We start from the raw sequence: 19,887 nt of genomic DNA on the forward strand, positions 1-19,887 counted from the left end.
GTAGAAATTATTCTACTAGTTTTCTTCAAATTCAATTGTGATTTTATGGGCTTCAATTTCTTCTAAAGCAATACCAACTGGATTGTCACAAATCGCTCTTAAGGTTGAATCGTCTTTTTCTTTTATTATTTTCGCGCGAATTGCGGCTGTATAAGCTAACTTGTATTTAGAATCAATACTTGTTAACAACTTATCAATTGATGGATAACGTAATCCTTCTTTGTTTTTACTCATTATTATGGACCTCCAATAGTTCATTATATTTATGAATAGATCGTTCTGTTTTTGCATGCTCAGCACGAATGATGGCTAAAACTCTATCGGCTGCATTGGTAACTTCGTCATTAACTACAATGTAGTCATATTTATGGGCAAGTGGAAATTCTCTTTCTGCTTTGTCCATTCTTTTTTGAATCACTTCGTTAGATTCTGTCCCACGTCTTAGTAATCGTTTGTAAAGGGCTTCTTTATTTGGTGGGGCAATGAAAATAAACACCGCATCACTCATTTTTTCTCGAACTTGTAAGGCCCCTTGAACTTCAATTTCTAGTACAACTTCTTTTCCTTTTTTAAGTTGTTCTTCGATTTTGTCTTTAGGTGTTCCATAGTAATGCCCAACAAACTGTGCCCATTCTAAAAACGCATCATTTTTTATGCGCGTCTCGAATTCTTCTTTACTGACAAAGTAATAGTCTTCACCCTCGATTTCACCATTGCGTGGTGGTCGAGTGGTCATTGAAATGGAGTAGACAAGGTCATGACTTTCCAGTTCAAAAAGCGCCTTTCTTACTGTACCTTTTCCGACCCCAGAGGGACCGCTTAAAACAATAAGTAAGCCACGTTCATTAAGCTTCATACTTATGTCCCTCCCCGTTAATCTATTATTAAATATAATAACACTTTTAGCTTGTTTATGTAAGGAAAAAGTATATTTTTTTCATTTTTTCATAAATTCTATGTGTTATAATGAATTTGGTGATAATTATGAGCTTTGATGGAATCATGTTGCGACATGTCGTAACCGACTTAAATAACCACCTATTGAATACACGTATTACTAAGATTTATCAACTATCTTCTTACGATTTACTTTTTCAAGCACGTGGGCATAAGAACCACACTTTTTTAATGAGCACTTCTCCAAAATATACCCGTATCCATCGTACTGAAAATAAGTACGAAAAACCTGATCATCCACCTATGTTTTGCATGTTTTTACGTAAACATCTAGAAGGTAATATCATTACTAATATTGCCCAACATGGTAATGATCGTGTGGTGACTTTTACATTAAAAGGCACTAACGAGATGGGGGATATGAGTGAAAAACATTTAATCTTTGAAGCATTAGGTAAAGATGCAAATATTATTGTAACTGATAATGCATTTAAAATATTAGAAACTTTAAAACACAGTGGCCCATTCGATGAGACTGAACGAACAATATACCCTTCTGCTTTATATGAATATCCTAAAGATGAACGGGTAAATCCCTATGATTTAGAAGCGCTTGAATCGTTATTTAGTCGTTATAAATTCGAAGCTCAAAAAGATTATTTAGACCGTATTTCTGGCATTTCTCCACTTTTTATAAAAGAGTTGTTATTTAGAGTGAAAACAAATCAAACGCCTCCTTTTTCCCTTATGCAATCTATGTTAAGTGAACAAGACTATCATATTTTAGAAGGGAAAAAGACCCTTTATTATTGTTTAACAATTATACATACTGAAGGGGTAAAACATCGCTATGAAAGTATTCCAGAATTATTCGATCATTACTTTTTTGAAAGAGACCAAGCGGATAAACGCAAACAAAAAGCAAAAGATTTAGAAGGTTTTATTAATCGTCAAATTGAGAAATTAAAAAATAAAATTGAAAAATTAAACAAAGATTTACTTAATAAAGATGCCCTTGAAGACTTTAAGAAAAAAGGCGAACTCATATTAAGTTTTCAGCACCTAATTAAAAAGGGCGATCGTACACTTGAATGTATTGACTATTATACGGATAAACCCATTACGATTGCGCTTGATGTAAAGAAAACACCTATTCAAAATAGTGAGCACTATTTCAAAAAATATAAAAAAACAAAAAACAGTATTCCGCATATCCATGAGCAAATTAGAAAAACAGATGATGATTTAGATTACTTCTTACTTTTAAAAGAACAACTTAATCACGCAAGTTTAGCTGATATTGATGAAATGCGCGAAGAACTAACTTTAGAGGGTTATTTAAAATCTAAATCTAAGCCTCAAAAAAAGAAAGTTCAAAAAGCTCAGTTTAGCTTGTATTTAGATCCTTTAGGCAATGAAATCCTTGTGGGAAAAAACAACCTTCAAAACAGTTATATTACCCATAAAGAAGCCGTTCATTTTCATGTATGGTTTCATGTTCAAAATTCACCTGGATCTCATGTGGTTGTTAAAAATGGATTTCCTTTAGATGAAGTCACCATTAGAACGTGTGCTCAGCTTGCTAGTTATTTTTCTCCTAATAAAGAAGGGTCTTCTGTAGCGGTTGATTATACTGAGATTAAACACATTAAAAAGATTCCTGGTAAACGAACCTGTTTTGTTAGATACACGAATCAAAAAACCATCTACATCGATCCAGATGAAGCATTCATCAAATCTTTAAAGAAAATAAAGTAAAAGCATCCATGGATGCTTTTTCTCTTTTTAAGGGGGCAAATATTCATGTTTTTTTTATTATCTTGCACTAAAAATAAGGGGAGTTACATCAAATATTTATTTTTTAAATTTAGGGGTAGAAAAGTTTTTTTGTTGTGATATAATGTTCTGCGGTGACAACAAGGAGGAGCAAAATGAAAAAAATAATTTTTGTATTAATGTTCACAGTATTAGGTGTTTTAAGTGCTTGTACGACCACACCTGAAGAAGAAATTTCAAATGAGTATGTTTCACTACAAGCAGGGTATCATCATGCAGTTGCTTTAGACCAAGAAGGGAATGTTTTTACATGGGGTTCTTCTTTTTACGGTGTCTTAGGTAACGGTGTATCTGATATCGATGAAATGGAAATAACCCCCATCAATATTACAGAAAATTTTGATTTAGAAGATGGCGAAATGATTGTAAAAATCGTTGTTGGTGATTATACGAATTTCGCAATCACAAACACATCAAGAGTTTTTGTTTGGGGATGGAATGTATTAGGACAATTAGGAGTAAATAATCAAGAAATTATTAGCGAACCACTAGAAATTACTGAACGCTTAAATTTAAGCGATAATGAAACTGTCACTCAAATTTCTACTAAATCGCATACATTAATTTTAACCAGTACTTCTAGAGTTATCGCTTTTGGTAATAATGCAGATGGTCAACTAGGATTAGGGGATTCAACCGATCAAACTAGAACTATGTATGCTTCTACACCAGTTGATATTACTAAGAATTTCCCACTTTTACCAAATGAAACAATTGATTATGTTCATGTTGGTAATGAAGGATTTAGTTTAACAATTACATCGCTAAACCGTGTGTTATATTTTGGTAGAGTTACACAATATGACCGTATAGAAACACCAAGTGAAGTTGGCGTAAACTTAAACTTAAATTCTGAAGAAACAATTACTTCTTCATATGAAGGAAATTATCCAGCGTTACTATCAAGTGAAGGCCGTATATTCTATTTATTCAGAAGCATTAGTTTCCCAAGTCCATTTGTGGAAATTAATGGGATTGAATTAAGTAATGCATTAAACTTAGATGACAATGATTCGGTATTAAACATGGTATTAGGTTATCGTTCAAATGGTGTTGTGATTACTGAGAGTGGACAAATTTTTCCATTCGGTGATAACAGAAACGAGCGTTTAGGGTTTGAATCAAGTACTTCTATGATTGTGCCACCATTTGTTAAATCATCACAAGCTTATACTTCAGTACACGAAGCATTATCCCTTGAAGATGGTGAAACCGTATTAAGTGTTAGCCTTGGAAATCATTTCATTACACTTGTCACATCTGAAAACCGTATTTTTACATGGGGTATTAACAATTTAGGCGTTCTTGGAAATGGAACAACTGATAATCAAACACGCCCTACTGAAATTCAACTGCCTTAATTATTCATCGTAATAAAGCAAAATAACTAAGCATTTTTATGCTTGGTTATTTTTTTATACATTAAATAACTAATATATTATTTTAATTATTTTTAATTATGATACAATAGAATTATACAAGGGAGGTAACCATATGAAAAGATTAAGTTTATTACTAAGTGTTTTATTACTTTTTGGTTTGGCTGCTTGTTCAGAATCATCGCCTGAGGATGAGTCGGTTTTAAATTACAAGCAAGTTCAAACCGGACTAAATCACACAGTTTTATTAACTGAAAACGGTGAAGTATATACTTGGGGCACTAGTCTTTATGGCGTACTTGGTAATGGTGTGTCATCGATTGATCTTAATTATAATGAACCCATCAACATCACAGAAAATTTTAATTTAAACGAAAACGAATCCATTACACGTATTTATGCAGGAATCGATTTTAATTTTGCATTAACTAGTGAACAGCGTGTATTTACATGGGGAAATAATCAATTTAACAGTTTAGGCATTAATCCGAAAGGGATTATTACAACTCCGCGCGATATAACAAATCTAATCGGCTTACGTGAGGGTGAAACCATTGAGCATATTTCAATTAATTGGCATTCATTTATTTTAACTAGTGACCATAGAGTTATTGCTTTTGGTAGTAACTTATATGGACAAATTGGAAATATGAAGCAAAGTAGCCTAGAAACTACTGGTGAGTTGTTTACCGATATTACGGATAACTTCTTTTAAATGACGAAGAAAAAATACTGTTTGTTCATGCTGATAACCGTCATAGTTGGGCGATTACATCTGAGTTTAGAGTATTTATCTGGGGAACAATAAGTACAACACTTATCGCTACATTTCCAATTGATAAACCTGTTACAATAGCTTTAAATGACAAAGAGGAAATTATTGATGTTGCCTCCCCTAACATACCAGGGTTTAAAACAAATGAAGGCACCCTCTTCGTTATCGGTACACGCTTAACCTTACCAGAAAATACTTTAGAGTTAGTAGCCTACCCAATCAATGAAAACCTGAACCTAGATGAAGACGACCAGATTAAGGACATTTATCAAAATCAAGGTATTCAAAGACTAAACGGCATCGTCGTTACTGAAAAAGGGCTCATTATCCCTTGGGGTAGTAATCCTTATGGGGAACTTGGGTATGACCCAGGAAGAAACGTGACGATTAACCCACCTTATTTAGATGAAGATGAAACCTATACTTCGATTCATGATAACTTTTCATTAGAGGATGAAGAAACCATTGTTCAAATAAGTATTGGACGTAATCATGTAATCTTAGTAACCTCACTTAATCGGGTATTCACATGGGGAAGAAACACTTATGGGACATTAGGTGATGGCACATTTGAAGATCGTATGACGCCATTTCTAGTTTCAATTAATCCTAATCAATCTTAATAAAAATACTAAGTAGCTTTTAAAGCAGACTTAGTATTTTTTAATTATTTTTTATCTTTAATGACTTGATTGATATAACTTACAAACGCTTCTAGTGGTAACGTAACTTGTTCTTTTTCACCATACTGGCGGTAAGTTACTGTTTTATTTTCTACTTCTTGGTCTCCTATAACAATTTGGTAAGGGATTTTTTGTGTTTGAGCCTCACGAATTTTATAGCCAAGTTTTTCTTCTTTTAAGTCTAACTCACTTCTAAAATCTTCATCAATAAATAAATCATTCACAGCTTTTGCGTATTCACCATGAGCTTCTAAATTTACTGGGATTACTTTGATTTGTGTCGGTGCAAGCCAGGTTGGGAATGCCCCTTTATATTGTTCGAGTAAAATACTCATTAAACGTTCCCAGGTTGAAATAAGACCGCGATGAATAACCACAGGGCGATGTTTTTCACCATCTTGTCCAATATAAGTTAAATCAAATCGTTCTGGTAGTAAGAAATCTAGTTGAACGGTGCTCATTGTAATAACATGGTCCATTGCAGTACGGACTTGTATATCAATTTTAGGGCCATAAAATGCTGCTTCACCTGTTACTTCAGTATACTCAATACCTTCTTCATCAAGTAATTCTTTCAACATTTTTTCGGCTAAATCCCATAACTTATCATTATCGTGGAATTTTCCTTTTTGTGAATCTCTTAAGGCAAGCTCTACATAGTCAATGCTTAACCCTAAATCACTAATCGCTTGCAAAATTAAGTTATAAGCTGCAAGTGCTTCAGCTTTAATTTGGTCTTCTCTAACGAAAATATGGGCATCAGTTAATGTCATCGCGCGTACACGTTCTAGCCCTGAGAGTGACCCACTTGCCTCGTAACGATGCATGGTGACGATTTCAGCATAACGAATAGGTAAATCACGATAGCTTCTTAAATCGGATTTATAGACAATCATATGATGAGGACAGCTCATAGGACGTAAAACAAAATCTTCCCCATCCTTACTCATCAGTGGGAACATGTTATCTCTATAGTGTTCCCAGTGACCACTGAGTTCATATAGTTTTTTAGTCCCTAAGACTGGGGTAGAAATATGGAGGTAACCCGCTTTACGTTCTAATTTATAAACATAATCTTCTAACACTTTTCTAACTGTATATCCATTTGGTAACCATAAAGCAAGTCCTTGTCCAGCGTCACGATTAAGTTCAAAAATACGTAATTCTTTACCTAGTTTTCTATGATCTCGCTGTTTACGTTCTTCTAATACTTGTAAGTGGTTTTCTAAATCTTCTTTATTAAACCAACTTGTTCCGTAGATACGTTGTAACATATCATTATCAGAATCCCCTCGCCAGTAAGCGCCAGCAACACTTAGAAGTTTGAAATGTTTAATATGTCTTGTGTTACCAACATGGCCTCCGCGACATAAATCCACAAACTCACCTTGAGTGTAAATACTAATAATTTCACCCTCAGGTAAATCGTTAATTAATTCTGTTTTATATTTGTCCCCACTAAAACGCTTTAAAGCCGCTTCTTTTGAAAGTTCTTCTCTTACCATATCGGTTTGTTCTTTGATGATACGGCGCATTTCGTTTTCTATTTTAGGTAAATCTTCTGCTTTAATGGTTTCACTTGTAGCAATATCATAGTAAAACCCGTCTTTAATGGCTGGTCCGACTCCAAATTTAGCATCAGGATATAATCGTTTTACAGCTTGCGCCATTAAATGCGCAGTTGAATGGTTTAAAACTTCAAATGCTTCTTTATCGTCTTTGGTTACAATCTCTACTTTAGCATCTTCTAAAATAGGACGGTTTAAATCATAGAGCTCATTATTAACAAACCCTGCAATACTTACTTTTTTCAAGCTTGATGAGATGCTTGATGCAATCTCTTCAATACTTACACCTTGTTCAAATGCTTTAGAATTTCCATCTTTAAATGTAATATTAATCATTATTTTAATACCTCTCGATCATTATATCGTTTTGCGTTAATTTGGTCTTTTTCAATTATCGCTTCTTCTAAATCAATATCATAAATATTTGCTAAAACCGTGACGTAATGCAAGACATCATATAGTTCGTATTTAATGTTCTTTTTAACTTCATCTGTTAATCCTAGTTGATGAGCTTTGCGCATTTCAACGCTTAGTTCTCCAACTTCTTCGAAGAGTTTTAAGACAACTTCATATTTTTTTTCAGGATTAAAATCAACCATCTTAATATGGTTTTGTAAGTCTTTAATCGTTAAATGTTTTTGCATATAATCACTCCTTATAAATAAAAAATCGTCCTTAAAATTTAAGGACGAAAATAAATTCCGCGGTACCACCTTTGTTCTAGTTTCCTAGCACTTAACCCTTTTAACGCAAGGAAACGGGACACTTTTTCAAGGCCAACTCAGAGGGAGTAACTATTTGAATTAGTAGCTTTCACCATCCTACTTCGCTAAAGGGTTAAATAGTATTATCCTCTTCAATGTTATTACCAATATGATATATAAAATATGGTGAATTGTCAAATGAAATTGACTTAGTAAATTAAATCAAATCTTCTTTAAGCGGTTCTCCGCAATGCGTGCATAAAATATTGGTTGAATGATTTTCAACTTTACATGAAGGACACGTAATGAACTTATAATTTAACTCATCGCGTGTAGATTTATCTCTACTAAAAAACGCTTTAGAAAGTTTTTCTAATTTTAATCGGTTATTAATGTAGATAAAAATAATTAAGCCAATGACTAAAGCCCCAATAACAAACGCTAAAATAAGAAAAGAGATTTCTGCATTAAATAATAATATATCCGCTAGAAATTCGAATGCAATGAAAGCGATGAAAACAAGTCCAAATAACGGGAATTTCTTTTTGTTTTGTTTTTCCATTTTTTTTTACTCCATCTTTGAGGCACATTTTTTACAATACCCATAAAAATCTAGTTTGTGTTCTGCCATTTTAAACCCATATTTATTAGCTAAATCTTTTTGATAATCGTGAATAGGACACCCTTTAACATGAATGACCTTCTTACAGTTTAGACAGATTAGATGATGGGTATGTTCATCATGTTTTAACTCATACAATACTTGTTTTGAATAATCAACTGTAATTGGGGTAATGAGTTCTGATTTAGTAAATTGTTCTAAAATACGATAAACGGTTGATAAAGAAATTGAATCATCAACCTCTTTAGCTTTTAAATAAATATCATCTGCAGATAAGAATTCATCGTTATTATCTAATATGTCTAATATAAGTATACGATGTTTTGTCTTTTTTAAACCAGAAATCGACAACCAATTTTTAAATTTTGTCATATGAACCACCTAAAATCGTAATCTTCGGATACGATTAACTAAGTAGATACCGAAGAATACCAATCCATTTAATAAAACAATTGATGACCCAGATGGATAATCTAACACAAATGACCCAAAAAGGCCAAAAGTCACGATTAAAACACTAGAAATAACTGCAATCAAAATAGTGCCTTTGAACCCGCGATTAAACTGCATCGCGATGATGGTTGGAAATATGATTAAACTAGAGATTAATATCGTTCCAATCGCACGCATTCCAATAACGATGGTCATCCCCACTAAAATCGCTAAAATAGTATTTAAACGTTTTGTTTTAATCCCAACAACACGCGCATACTCTTCTTCAAAAGTCATACTGAATAAGTCATGGTATAAAGCCACAACGACAATCACAACAATAATACTTAAGAAGATTGATAAGATAACATCCACACGTTGAATCGTGAGTATGCTTCCGAATAAATAACTGAATAAATCAACATTAAACCCACCAGCAACACTCGCTAGTACCGTCCCAAATGCCATCGCAACTGCAGCGGTTAACCCAATTGCAGCATCTCCATGAATTTTAGTATGTTCATTAAGTTTCAATATGAATACAGATACCACAACCACTACAACCATAGTGACAATAAGTGGTTCGGTGTTGGTTAAAAGGCCAATCGCTACTGCCGCAAATGCGACATGACTTAATCCATGACCAATCATAGAGAATTTTTTTAAGACTAAAAACGGTCCAATAAAAGAACTAGTTATTGCAATCGCAATGCCAACGACTAAAGCACGCCACATAAATCCATAAGAAAATGAAGCCATTAATAACTCAAACCATGTCATGAGGCATCCTCCTCATCTTTGGTATAACGTAAGTCGTGTGTATGGATGAATGGTGATAATTCATGATGTTCACAGAACTCATGGAATGATCCATCAAATACGAGATGTTGATTTAGGTAAACGACACGGTTTACATATTTTCCTGCAAACGCAATATCGTGAGTAACTAAAATAATCGTGGTATTTTTAGTACGATTTAAATCTTGTAATATGTCAAAAAACTGAGTACGCATATTTTGATCTAGCGCACTAGTTGGTTCATCTAAAATTAAAATATCAGGACCTGATATTAAGGCTCTTGCAAGTAGAACACGTTGTTGTTGCCCTCCTGAGAGCATCCCTATACGTTTTTTAATTAGATGGGTAATATCTAAAATTCTTAAAATATCTTCGATTTTTTCTTTGTCTTTTAGAGTTAATCTTTTAGGAAATGATTTCTTAGATAATAACCCCATTGCAACAATTTCTTCAACCGTTGCAGGAAAATGTCGATCGGGTGGGGTAGTATTTTGAGGTAAGTATCCCATCTCGATTTTTTTACCGAAATTTACACTCCCTGAATAAATGGGTAAAAGCCCTAAAAGGGCTTTGATAAGTGTCGTTTTACCTGATCCATTTGCGCCAATGACAGCCACAAAGTCATTTTTTTTAATGTCAATGTTTATGTCTTTGATCGCAGTGAATGCCTGATATTTAACCGTTAAATCGTGAATATTTAATAAATAATTACTCTCATCCATTATACTTCATCCCTATTTTAAATTGCTCTAAGTTATGCTGCATCATTTCAATAAATGTAATCCCTCGGTCAAACGCATCTTTTGGTGCGTTTTCACCTGCATATAAATATAGAATGGTTGCTCCAGTTGCTTCTTTAATAGCATTGGCTACATTTGGTGAAATAAGATGTTCACTAAATAGGTGTTCAATGCCTGTTTCATTCATTAAATCAATCATCTCGGCTAATGCTTGAGGGGTCGGTTCTGCATTAGATGAAAATCCTCTATAAGGCGTTACATATTGAATGTTATAACGGTGAGTGAAATACGTAAACGCATTATGTCCACCATGCATTATTTTTAAAACCTCAACATTGGCAACTAAATCTAAATACGATTGGTGTAAGGCTTCAAGTTCAGCTAAATAGGCTTGTCCGTTTGCACGAATGGTTGCTTCGTGTTCAGGGAGTAATTCAACTAATGCTTCAATAATATCACGAACCATATTTTTTGCATTAAGTGGATCTAACCAAATATGCGGATCAAAGTCACCGTGGTCATTGTCATCATGTGGGTGATCTTCTTCTTGCATAAATGCATGGACTAAGTCTTCGATTTCTTCCATTGCAGCTTCTGCAGTTATGTCGCCATCTTCCCATTCATGGACGATGTGATCAAGGGCTGCAATAAATGTTTCTATCGCAGGGATAATTGTAGAATCACTCATAAATGCATGGACTAAGCCTTCAATTTCTTCCATCGCTGCTTCTGCAGTTATGTCGCCATCTTCCCATTCATGAATGATATGATCAAGTTCATATAAGAACGCTTCAAATGCTTCGTTATGATCATCTTCTAAACGGAAAGCATTAACACTTAAATCAAGAATCGTTAAGCGTTCACTTGCTGATGAGGCAATAAGCGTTTTAACCCAAGGTTCCATGCCGTCACCTGTGTAAACGAGTAAATCTGCATTTAAAATACGAATGACTGTTGCAGGGGATGGTTCATACGCATGTGCACTTGTTCCTGGTTGTAATAAAAACTCTAAATCTACTAAGTCACCAGCAATTTGGCGAACAAAGTCATATTGTGGAAATAGTGTTGTAATAACTACAGGCTTGTCGCTTGGTGTACTTCTTCTACAACCAACCGCTGTAAATCCTACAATCACTAATAATAATAAAATAACAATTCTTTTCATGTTGACCTCCTGAAACTTAATCTATTTTAATTATACATAACAACAACGCAAATGCAAATCATTCGCATTTGAAATGCATAATAAAAATGACAAGCTGCAAAACTTGTCATTTAAAACAGACCTAAACGCTTTATATCAATAATTAAAAAGATAAAAATAATAAATAATCCTATATATAAACTATAAGCTATTCGTGCATTTTGATTGTTCACAGCATTCATTTTTTTCGTTTCATTTAATAAAATCACGAACCCAATCAATAAGGTTATTAAGGGTTCTTTAAAGTAAAAGAAAACGCGTTCAATAAAAGAATCATCACTAAAATATACTGTCGTAATACTAAGAACTAAACTGATGAATAAGACAGTACTTAAAAACACAATAAACAGTATTGATGCATCCAGTAAGTCTTTATGTAGTGGTTTTTTTACTGTGTGATTAATGCCTTTAAATAGTTTAAAAATACGTGTTTTCATCGCGTGTTTTCTTCTGTTAACTGTGTAAATCCAAATGGTTGTAAAATGGTGTAAGCTCTTCTAACATTTGCTTCATTTTTAATGGCCTCTGCTCGGACATAACTGCCTTCAAATGCCCCGTAATAAAAGCGGCTTCCTGTATGAACGACTCTTGAGGTTAAAACGCCATCATTAATCCCACTGTACCAACGAATTTCTTCAGCATCAGGAGAAATAATTTCAATATAGCGTTCTTCTGTATTAATAATAATACGTTCAATAATAGGCGCTTGTTCAGTTTCTGTTTGTGTATAATGCGTGAAAAATTGTCCTGAAGTTAGTGAATCTCTTAAATCTGCTTCATTTAAATTATCCATTAAATGCACCGTTGCAGACCAACCTGCTTTTAAACGGTGATAATCATCTGAACCAAGCCCAAAAATTGGACGGTGAGGCATCATCATAGTTAAAAGCATATCCCATAAAACTTTATCATGCGGGTGACGGTTTTGCTGACTATAAACTTCCATACCCACTAAACATTCTGCACTATATCTGGTAAATATATCACGGTACCAAGCAGGTGAAAACTCATCTTCATCTTGGTATTCTGTATATACTTTCCAGTATCTACCTGGATGCGCTAAATAAGTCACAACGCCTGTTTCATTACAAAGATTTGTCATTGTCGTATCAAGTGCTTCATCATCTTCAGTCATATAGGTGGTAAATAACCCAACAAAATGATGATTTATACTATATTCATTCCCAGGAACAGCTAACATGCCTAACGCTTCAGGATCTCTATTTTCCCATTCGTATGGATTATTATCCATAAGTTCTGAAAATGCTGTCCATGGCCAAGTGGTGGTAAGGATCTGATCATCATGATCAGTTATAGCTAAAATAGAATACTCTATACTGTGATATAAATCTACAAGTTCTGCTGGAGCTAATCCACCATCAGAGTGTGTGGTATGCCCATGTAAATTAGCAATAAAATGATTAATTGTATCCCAATCAATGCCTTCATAGGGATTATAAATTAAAATAGTGTTTTCTTCTTTTTTAGAACACGCACTAAGTGTGATGATTGTGATAAATATCATTAAAACTAATAAAATCTTTTTCATTGCTTACTACCTCCATGAATTATGGTATTTAGATGTTAACACTATATTATACTAAAGATGGTGAAAAAGTGAAGGATTAATTAATTAAATAAATCATCAACAAACAAGGATTCGATGCATCCCAAAGTGTATCGAATGTTTCCAATTTTTCAAAGCCTACTCGTTCATAAAATAAACGTGTCTTTAAATAATTAACATCTGTGTTTTTTTCATCAAGGGTTTTAACTGTATAGTATTTATATCCTTGTTTACGTGCTTTAACTAAAGCTTCTTGAAATAACTTCTTGCCAATGCCTTGGTGGTGATATGCTTTTGAAACCGCCATTAAATGAATAGAAACAGCCTTAGAACTTGTCTTTTTAGGGGCTAAAAATCCTACCACTTCTTTATTTTCTATCCATGCAACCATCTCTAAGTTTTCGCTATCATTCACATAATCAATAATAGCGGACTCTATTCCAAACCAACTTGGTAAACTTCTTAATAATTTTTCGGTAATCGTTCTTTTTTCTGTTTTTGAGTCAATCCATTTGATCATTAAAGTCACCTCTTTATATTCTATTTTAACTTATATACACAAAATTATTAACCTAAATAAAAAGCTGAATCATTCAGCTTAATTTATTTTGCTTTCAATAATGCATCTTCAATAGCTTTTAAGTAAGCAAGTGATGTGACTGTTGCTCCAGCAACCACATCAACTTCTAACGATTGATTAATAATTACTTCATCAATAATCGACGAGGTAATGTCTTCACGCTCGAAAGTTACGGTTTTAACAACTTCTATAGATATAATAACCCCATTTTGAATCGTAACTAACACACTTGTTTGCCAGCGCCCATAATCATAATCCACTTCATAAACTCCATCATTTAATTCAGAAATATTAACTGATTCAACCACTTGATTTTCACCTTGTTCTAATCCCTTTGTCATCCATGTAAGGATTCCAAAGATTACACAAAAAACGATCGCAATAACACCAATTATAATTACAAACCGTTTCATTTAACGAAGCACACCTTTCATTAATACTCTTAAATAATTAAACGCTATGCTACTTAATAAAATAAATATACCTACGTAAACAGTAAACTCTTGGATGGATATAGTCACACCGAAATAATATTGTGTGGCAGTTTGTGCAATCACGATTAACCCTATTGCTGCTAAAAGCGACAGCATCATAAAGCCAATTACATAACCAATTGCTTTGTCACGCCTTACATTATATGCCGCAATAAAACATAACGGACCAATAAGCGCTAAATCAAGAATAAATGTTGGCTCTGTGGTTTTCATACCAATAATCTCACTTGGTCTTCTACTATGGAATAACTCAAATATCTCAAAGAACCAAACACTCACACTTAATCCCGCAATGATTAAAAATCCAACCAAAAACTTAGGCATTTTACCCATCGATATTTGCATCGTTAATTGCTCAAAATTAATGATTCTTACTGTTTGAATCAATAAGAAAAAGCTTGTAGAAAAAGCGATGATGTAAACTAAAAACAAACGGTTCATCATTAATCCAAACGCTAAGTTAATCGAATAATAAATAAAAACAGTTAGAAACCCAAGTTTAATCAAAACATGACTTTGTTTAGTTAAATCTGCTTTTATCAAAAATATAATGAACAAAGGAATTACAACATGTAAAATAACAAAATCTGTTCCAACAAATATTGGCCCTTGAAACAAGCTTTCATAAGCATAAATACCACGTCCAAAGAGCTGAACAATATCCCCATATACATTTGTAACAGGTTCTAACTCGAATATGCGTGTATTATAAACGCCTAATCCTGAGGCTACTATAAACGCGATAATCAATAATATTTCTAGTCCGTATTTTTTCATTTTAACCCTCTAATAACTTTCTAATTTCTTGCTCGATTTGAGTGGTGATACGTATTTTATCTGCCAGCTGTCTTTGATAGACATAAAACAGAATTTTCCCGTGAATAGAAGAAGCAATTAATCCGTGATAATACATGATTGATGCCGGTTCAATAACGCCTAAATCCGCACAAGTGATTAACTGTTTCATTAATAACTCCCCAACAGATAGTTTTTCATTATCTCCGACGATGGTTGTTGGATGATTCCCTAAGTCTTCAATAAATATTAATCTAAACCAGTCAGGATTATTTGCAAAAAAATCAAAGTATTGCTTACTTGATTCGACAATCGCTTCTACTGGATCATTATATTCTTTTGTCATTTCTAGCGCTAAAGCCTTCAACTTATCTAAACAAACTAATGCAATAAGTGCTTTAAAATCAGAAAAATAATTGTAGATTGTCGCGTAAGAATATCCTGAACGTTCACCAACTTTTCTTGCAGTTAGCCCTTCAATCCCTTCTTCATCAACAATCTTATTAACTGCTTCTTTAAAGTATCCTATCATTCGTTTTTTTTGCAATTCTTTATTGCTCATTTCTACACCTCTTTAACTATGTTAATTTTATTAACGTTGTTAACCTCATTTAATTATACCTTTTTTTATAATTACGTCAATACTAAAAATAAAAAAAATTACACATTTTTTTTGTGTAATTTTTATTTGTTATATCTCTTCAGTTAAAGCAATTTTATCATAATGTCTTGCGATTTTATCGTAACGATAATATAGCGTTTTAAATATCGGTGTAAACACTAATATATGAATGACCGTAACTGGAATAATGTGATTTAAGTAAGGAATATCAAGCATTCTCACCGCATAAGCTATTAGTAAAAACACAGTCCCAAAAATAATAGCTTGCATAGACTTATTATCTGAATAGTCAAGTTTTTCACCCGCTTTGATAATAAGTAAAAAGGCGCTACCTAAGAAAAATAAATAGACCGTAGTTAGGTACACTGGATGGTTGATCTCACCAACGATTATATAGATAAAGATTACTGCTAGAAATCTAACATGATATTTGAATGTGGATAAATATCTACTAAGTGTTTCTTCATCTAATACTTCATTTGTAGCAAGTAGATGTTCTTTCATTGTCCCTTCATCAGCTTTATAGGCGTTAATTAGCATCATAATATCAAAAATTAATGTCAAAATAACAAAAATCGTTGATACAATAAAAACTGTAGACTCACTTTGAATACTCACTTCAGTCACAAAAATATAAAAGACTGATTTGATTATAAAAGAAGCTACACCAAATGGAAAGGTAATGTAACTTGCTGCACGACTTCTAGATAATGAAATGGATGAGAACACATAACTTAAAAACATCGTTCCAACTACAACTAAAATTAGAAAGGGTGATAAATTTAAGTAATAATCAAATAAGTAACCTAGTGCCATGATGCCATAACTTACTAAATAAAATATTATTGTAAAAATTAAGGTGGTTTTTGATAAGTTAATTAATTGTCTTTTTAGTGGTGGGTGTTTCATAAAAATCACTCCTATTATTCAGTAAGATTATCATACCATAAAATAGGCGTAAAAGAAAACCCCATGAAGGGCGTCATGGGGTTCTCCCCTCGGGGAAGGGGTGAGGGCGAGATATATTACTATCAACCTTTAGAAGGATGATGATATAAATAGCCTTGATGCAATGTGCATCCAAGGGATTTCAGGGCGTCGCTTTGTTCTGGTGTTTCAACACCTTCTGCAATCATTTCTTTATTAGAAATAAGTGAAATGTTGCGAATCATTCTAACGATTTCCCTACTTTGTAAGTTGTGAATATTTGCTGTAAATACTGCATCAATTTTGATGACATCATATGGCACATTTTCTAGTACCGATAAGGCTGAATATTCTCTGCCAAAATCATCTAATGCAATCATAAATCCGTTTTCTTTATAAAGTTTTATACGATCAATACATAACTCTAAGTTATTTATAAACGTTGTTTCTGATACTTCAATACTTATCCTACTAGAATCAATTTTAAATCGCTTTGCCATATCATTTAAATAGTATAAGAAGTTTAAGTCAAGTAATGATTCTGGCGCTAGGTTTAAGGATAAAATAACATCTTTGTAACGGTCTTTTAGTATTAAATTATTAAACGATTCGAAGGTTTTTTCAACTAAGTAACGGTCAAGTAGGTCTATTATGTTCGCTTCTCTAGCTAAATCAAAGAAAACCTCAGGCGCAACAAATCCTAGTGACGCATCTTTCCAACGTGCTAATTCTTCAACATATTTTACTTTTTGAGAATTTGTTTCGATAACTTCTTGGAAATAGATTTCGATGACTTCGTTTTCAATTGCCTTACGTAATTTATTTGTTAAGGTGTACTTCTTTTTAAGTGTTTCTTTTATATGACTGTTGTAACGTTTAATATCACTACCATTAGTTTTGTTATTGTTCGTTGCTAAACTGGCTAAACTAATAAGTTTTTCTAAATCAGTTGTGTCGTCAGGATATAGTGCATACCCCATTGATTTTTCAATTTGAACTGGAAGTTCTTCATTTTCTAGGAATGATGAAAGTGGTGTTTTGAAGGACTTTAAATAGTGATTAATTTGATCATCGGATGCTGAAGCGTTTGTACAAAACACCACGAATTCATCTCCAGAAAATCGTGAGATTAAGGCTTCTGAGCCAACAATCTCTTCTAATGCACGCGCAATCGAAATGAGGACTTCATCTCCTACATGATGTCCGAATAAGTCATTGATCTTTGAAAAGGACTTAATGTCTATGAAAAATGCGACTGCACGGTCTACATTTTGTAGATTACGAATAGCTTCATAAAGACCTTGTTGGTTATATAACCCAGTTAAATAATCTCTATGTAAATGATAATTTTCATCATAAGATTGCTTAAAATATTGTGTTATTTCATGGCCTTGGGCAATAATTAATGCGATATCATTATGATTATTGATAATAGCCTCATAAGTCCAAAATATACGTTTTTTAGAATCTTCAACACTAACTTCAACTGCACTATGTGCTCGGTATGATTCTTGTAAGTTTTTTAAATTTGCTAAATTAATGCCGAAATATGAACTGAATTCTAAAACATTCTTTCCAATTACATCTTTTAAGGTTAAATCAAATAAATCTAACGTACTATCAGACACGAACTTAATATTTCCGTTTTTGTCAAAATTAATTAACAGTTCCATTTGATTGGATTTTTCGTTTTCATAACTAATCGTTTCATAACCGTGTGAAAAGTTTTTATGCGTATTAGGGTTTAAAGAAAATTGCATGTATTTGTACCCCATCACTAATGGTTGATTATTATACACATTACCGACGATTAACTCTTTTAAATTAACTTGTAGCTTTTCTTGGCCTTTAACCACATAATGCAGTTCTTGTTGAAGGGGACTCAGTTTGATTTCATTGATATAGTTTATTGCAAATAAGCCAACGACACTTAGGAAACCACCAAAAACAACAACGTAATATACATTGCTGACACTTTCATAACCTTGGCTCACCCATAACAGGATGATAAGTCCTAACATCATCACCACTATAACTGGTCTTATTAGCTGTAATCCTTTATCCATGATCTCACCTTTTACTTTCTTGTTGTTGGATTCATTATATAACTATGTATTATGTACTTAATATTAATTTCCTCTATATATATTTTCTTCTATATACTTATTATAGGCTTGATTTTTTATTCTGAACAGCGCGTATATGTCGTGTTTGCAAAAAAAAACGCAAAATTTCATCAATTTTACGCTTTTATTTATATTTTTTATAAACTACTTAACCTTTTTTTGTAAGTATTTCATTATGAACATATCAAAGTTAACATTAAACTCATTTTGAATCCAATTAGTAAATTTTTCAATTTTTTTTGAGTTGCCTTCCATATGTAAAACACTATAACACTTGAATAAATTTTCTTCAAACTTATTAAAATATTCTAACTTAAAATAAGCTCCAGCTTTGTAATAATAGAAAAAGTCCCAAAGATAATACTGCTTAAATTTCATTCCTCTTTCGATTGCAATGTCAGAAAAATTTATTACTTGTGAATAATTTCTTTGTAATCCATAGGATTTAATTAATCTTCTGACGATAAGTGTAAAAACAATTGCACTATCTGAGCTTACCATGATGCCTGAATCACTTTCGATTAACTGACTCAACCTATCTAAAATTAGTTTTGACTTCTCTATTGGAGTAAGATCTAATAATGCGCTTAGTATCAAGGCTTCAATGTCTGTAATATATTCATGTTTTAAAATATCGGGATAATTAATTAACTTTGCATTTTCTTTAAATGCATCTTCAACAGATACTTTTCTTTTCTTTAAATCTTCTAATATCAATGCATGATTAAAGAAAATTTTCTTCTCTTCTTCGATTATTATATCTTCGGTTATTTTTTCTTTTATTGATTTAGCATTTGTAAAATCATTATTTACAACTGCATTGTAAAACTCATTAACTAACTTTAATTGCAAGTTTTTTTCATACTCAAACTCATTTAATATTTTTTTAGATGGTATACCTAATCGCTCGGCAAATAGTTCTAGTTTTTCATATGGCAAATCACCATCACCATTTCTATATCGCTGATATTGACGAATAGACACAATGCCATGCAACATAGCTTCTTGTGTCATTTTTCTACCAATTCTAACTTTTTCAAGATAATTACACAGTTCCATCGAGTTCATAAAAATACCTCTAAATGCGACATATATGCGCTGTTGTTAATATAAAATACCTATTATTATGGAGTTAGAA

At 32.8% G+C, this 19,887-nt stretch carries 22 protein-coding genes; 4 read left to right on the forward strand and 18 right to left on the reverse strand.

The annotated features are described in order from the left end of the window. Positions 1–15: 15 nt before the first annotated feature. Both rpoZ and gmk read right to left on the reverse strand, forming a co-directional pair. Positions 16–234 (reverse strand): DNA-directed RNA polymerase subunit omega, encoded by a 219-nt coding sequence (gene rpoZ, locus ACHAJD_RS04905; protein WP_435584751.1) that lies wholly within the window; start codon positions 232–234, stop codon positions 16–18. Next, a complete protein-coding gene (gmk, locus tag ACHAJD_RS04910; RefSeq protein WP_435584752.1) occupies positions 227–856 on the reverse strand; it encodes a guanylate kinase in 630 nt (209 codons plus the stop codon). Before gmk ends, rpoZ begins: the two co-directional genes overlap by 8 nt. 128 nt (positions 857–984) lie before the next feature. Between gmk and ACHAJD_RS04915 the strand changes: the two genes are divergently transcribed. The 4 genes from ACHAJD_RS04915 to ACHAJD_RS04930 all read left to right on the forward strand — a co-directional run bounded on the left by ACHAJD_RS04915 (position 985) and on the right by ACHAJD_RS04930 (position 5,510). Beyond that, a complete protein-coding gene (locus ACHAJD_RS04915; RefSeq protein ID WP_435584753.1) occupies positions 985–2,655 on the forward strand; it encodes an Rqc2 family fibronectin-binding protein in 1,671 nt (556 codons plus the stop codon). Positions 2,656–2,828: 173 nt separating this feature from the next. Then, positions 2,829–4,094 carry an RCC1 domain-containing protein gene (locus ACHAJD_RS04920; RefSeq protein WP_435584754.1) on the forward strand — a complete coding sequence of 422 codons (1,266 nt, stop codon included), beginning with the start codon at positions 2,829–2,831 and terminating at the stop codon, positions 4,092–4,094. 133 nt (positions 4,095–4,227) lie between these two features. After that, the gene (locus tag ACHAJD_RS04925; protein WP_435584755.1) at positions 4,228–4,827 is read left to right on the forward strand and encodes an RCC1 domain-containing protein; all 600 of its coding nucleotides are present in this window, start codon (positions 4,228–4,230) and stop codon (positions 4,825–4,827) included. Positions 4,828–5,267: 440 nt separating this feature from the next. After that, positions 5,268–5,510 (forward strand): hypothetical protein, encoded by a 243-nt coding sequence (locus ACHAJD_RS04930; RefSeq protein WP_435584756.1) that lies wholly within the window; start codon positions 5,268–5,270, stop codon positions 5,508–5,510. A 44-nt stretch (positions 5,511–5,554) separates the two neighbouring features. On the opposite strand, the gene thrS is transcribed toward ACHAJD_RS04930, so the two are convergent. The 16 genes from thrS to ACHAJD_RS05010 all read right to left on the reverse strand — a co-directional run bounded on the left by thrS (position 5,555) and on the right by ACHAJD_RS05010 (position 19,817). Continuing rightward, complete coding sequence (gene thrS / locus ACHAJD_RS04935; protein ID WP_435584757.1) at positions 5,555–7,474, reverse strand: threonine--tRNA ligase; 1,920 nt, start codon at positions 7,472–7,474, stop codon at positions 5,555–5,557. After that, positions 7,474–7,782 carry a MazG nucleotide pyrophosphohydrolase domain-containing protein gene (locus ACHAJD_RS04940; protein WP_435584758.1) on the reverse strand — a complete coding sequence of 103 codons (309 nt, stop codon included), beginning with the start codon at positions 7,780–7,782 and terminating at the stop codon, positions 7,474–7,476. The genes thrS and ACHAJD_RS04940 overlap by 1 nt, the downstream gene beginning before the upstream one ends. Positions 7,783–8,059: 277 nt before the next feature. Next, positions 8,060–8,404: a hypothetical protein gene (locus tag ACHAJD_RS04945; protein WP_435584759.1), complete on the reverse strand. Its 345-nt coding sequence runs from the start codon at positions 8,402–8,404 to the stop codon at positions 8,060–8,062. Between the two features lie 6 nt (positions 8,405–8,410). Beyond that, positions 8,411–8,836 (reverse strand): Fur family transcriptional regulator, encoded by a 426-nt coding sequence (locus ACHAJD_RS04950; RefSeq protein WP_435584760.1) that lies wholly within the window; start codon positions 8,834–8,836, stop codon positions 8,411–8,413. Positions 8,837–8,845: 9 nt separating this feature from the next. Further along, entirely contained in the window at positions 8,846–9,676 is an 831-nt protein-coding gene (locus ACHAJD_RS04955) for a metal ABC transporter permease (RefSeq protein ID WP_435584761.1), read from the reverse strand. Continuing rightward, a complete protein-coding gene (locus ACHAJD_RS04960) occupies positions 9,673–10,416 on the reverse strand; it encodes a metal ABC transporter ATP-binding protein (RefSeq protein WP_435584762.1) in 744 nt (247 codons plus the stop codon). Before ACHAJD_RS04960 ends, ACHAJD_RS04955 begins: the two co-directional genes overlap by 4 nt. Beyond that, a complete protein-coding gene (locus ACHAJD_RS04965; protein ID WP_435584763.1) occupies positions 10,409–11,599 on the reverse strand; it encodes a metal ABC transporter solute-binding protein, Zn/Mn family in 1,191 nt (396 codons plus the stop codon). The genes ACHAJD_RS04960 and ACHAJD_RS04965 overlap by 8 nt, the downstream gene beginning before the upstream one ends. A 110-nt stretch (positions 11,600–11,709) precedes the next feature. Further along, positions 11,710–12,075 (reverse strand): hypothetical protein, encoded by a 366-nt coding sequence (locus ACHAJD_RS04970; RefSeq protein ID WP_435584764.1) that lies wholly within the window; start codon positions 12,073–12,075, stop codon positions 11,710–11,712. Then, positions 12,072–13,187 (reverse strand): PHP domain-containing protein, encoded by a 1,116-nt coding sequence (locus ACHAJD_RS04975; protein WP_435584765.1) that lies wholly within the window; start codon positions 13,185–13,187, stop codon positions 12,072–12,074. The genes ACHAJD_RS04970 and ACHAJD_RS04975 overlap by 4 nt, the downstream gene beginning before the upstream one ends. Before the next feature lie 76 nt (positions 13,188–13,263). Further along, entirely contained in the window at positions 13,264–13,725 is a 462-nt protein-coding gene (locus tag ACHAJD_RS04980) for a GNAT family N-acetyltransferase (RefSeq protein ID WP_435584766.1), read from the reverse strand. 83 nt (positions 13,726–13,808) lie between these two features. Further along, entirely contained in the window at positions 13,809–14,198 is a 390-nt protein-coding gene (locus ACHAJD_RS04985; protein ID WP_435584767.1) for an FMN-binding protein, read from the reverse strand. Beyond that, positions 14,199–15,056: a hypothetical protein gene (locus ACHAJD_RS04990; protein ID WP_435584768.1), complete on the reverse strand. Its 858-nt coding sequence runs from the start codon at positions 15,054–15,056 to the stop codon at positions 14,199–14,201. A 1-nt stretch (position 15,057) separates the two neighbouring features. Then, entirely contained in the window at positions 15,058–15,636 is a 579-nt protein-coding gene (locus ACHAJD_RS04995) for a TetR/AcrR family transcriptional regulator (protein ID WP_435584769.1), read from the reverse strand. 129 nt (positions 15,637–15,765) lie between these two features. Beyond that, positions 15,766–16,605: a hypothetical protein gene (locus tag ACHAJD_RS05000; protein WP_435584770.1), complete on the reverse strand. Its 840-nt coding sequence runs from the start codon at positions 16,603–16,605 to the stop codon at positions 15,766–15,768. Positions 16,606–16,727: 122 nt separating this feature from the next. Next, on the reverse strand, positions 16,728–18,689 hold the full coding sequence (locus ACHAJD_RS05005) for an EAL domain-containing protein (protein ID WP_435584771.1): 1,962 nt from the start codon (positions 18,687–18,689) through the stop codon (positions 16,728–16,730). 204 nt (positions 18,690–18,893) lie between these two features. Next, positions 18,894–19,817: a hypothetical protein gene (locus tag ACHAJD_RS05010; RefSeq protein WP_435584772.1), complete on the reverse strand. Its 924-nt coding sequence runs from the start codon at positions 19,815–19,817 to the stop codon at positions 18,894–18,896. Between the last annotated feature and the right edge of the window lie 70 nt (positions 19,818–19,887).

The organism is Liberiplasma polymorphum (assembly GCF_043951795.1).
Taxonomy (GTDB): domain Bacteria; phylum Bacillota_I; class Bacilli_A; order Izemoplasmatales; family Izemoplasmataceae; genus Liberiplasma; species Liberiplasma polymorphum.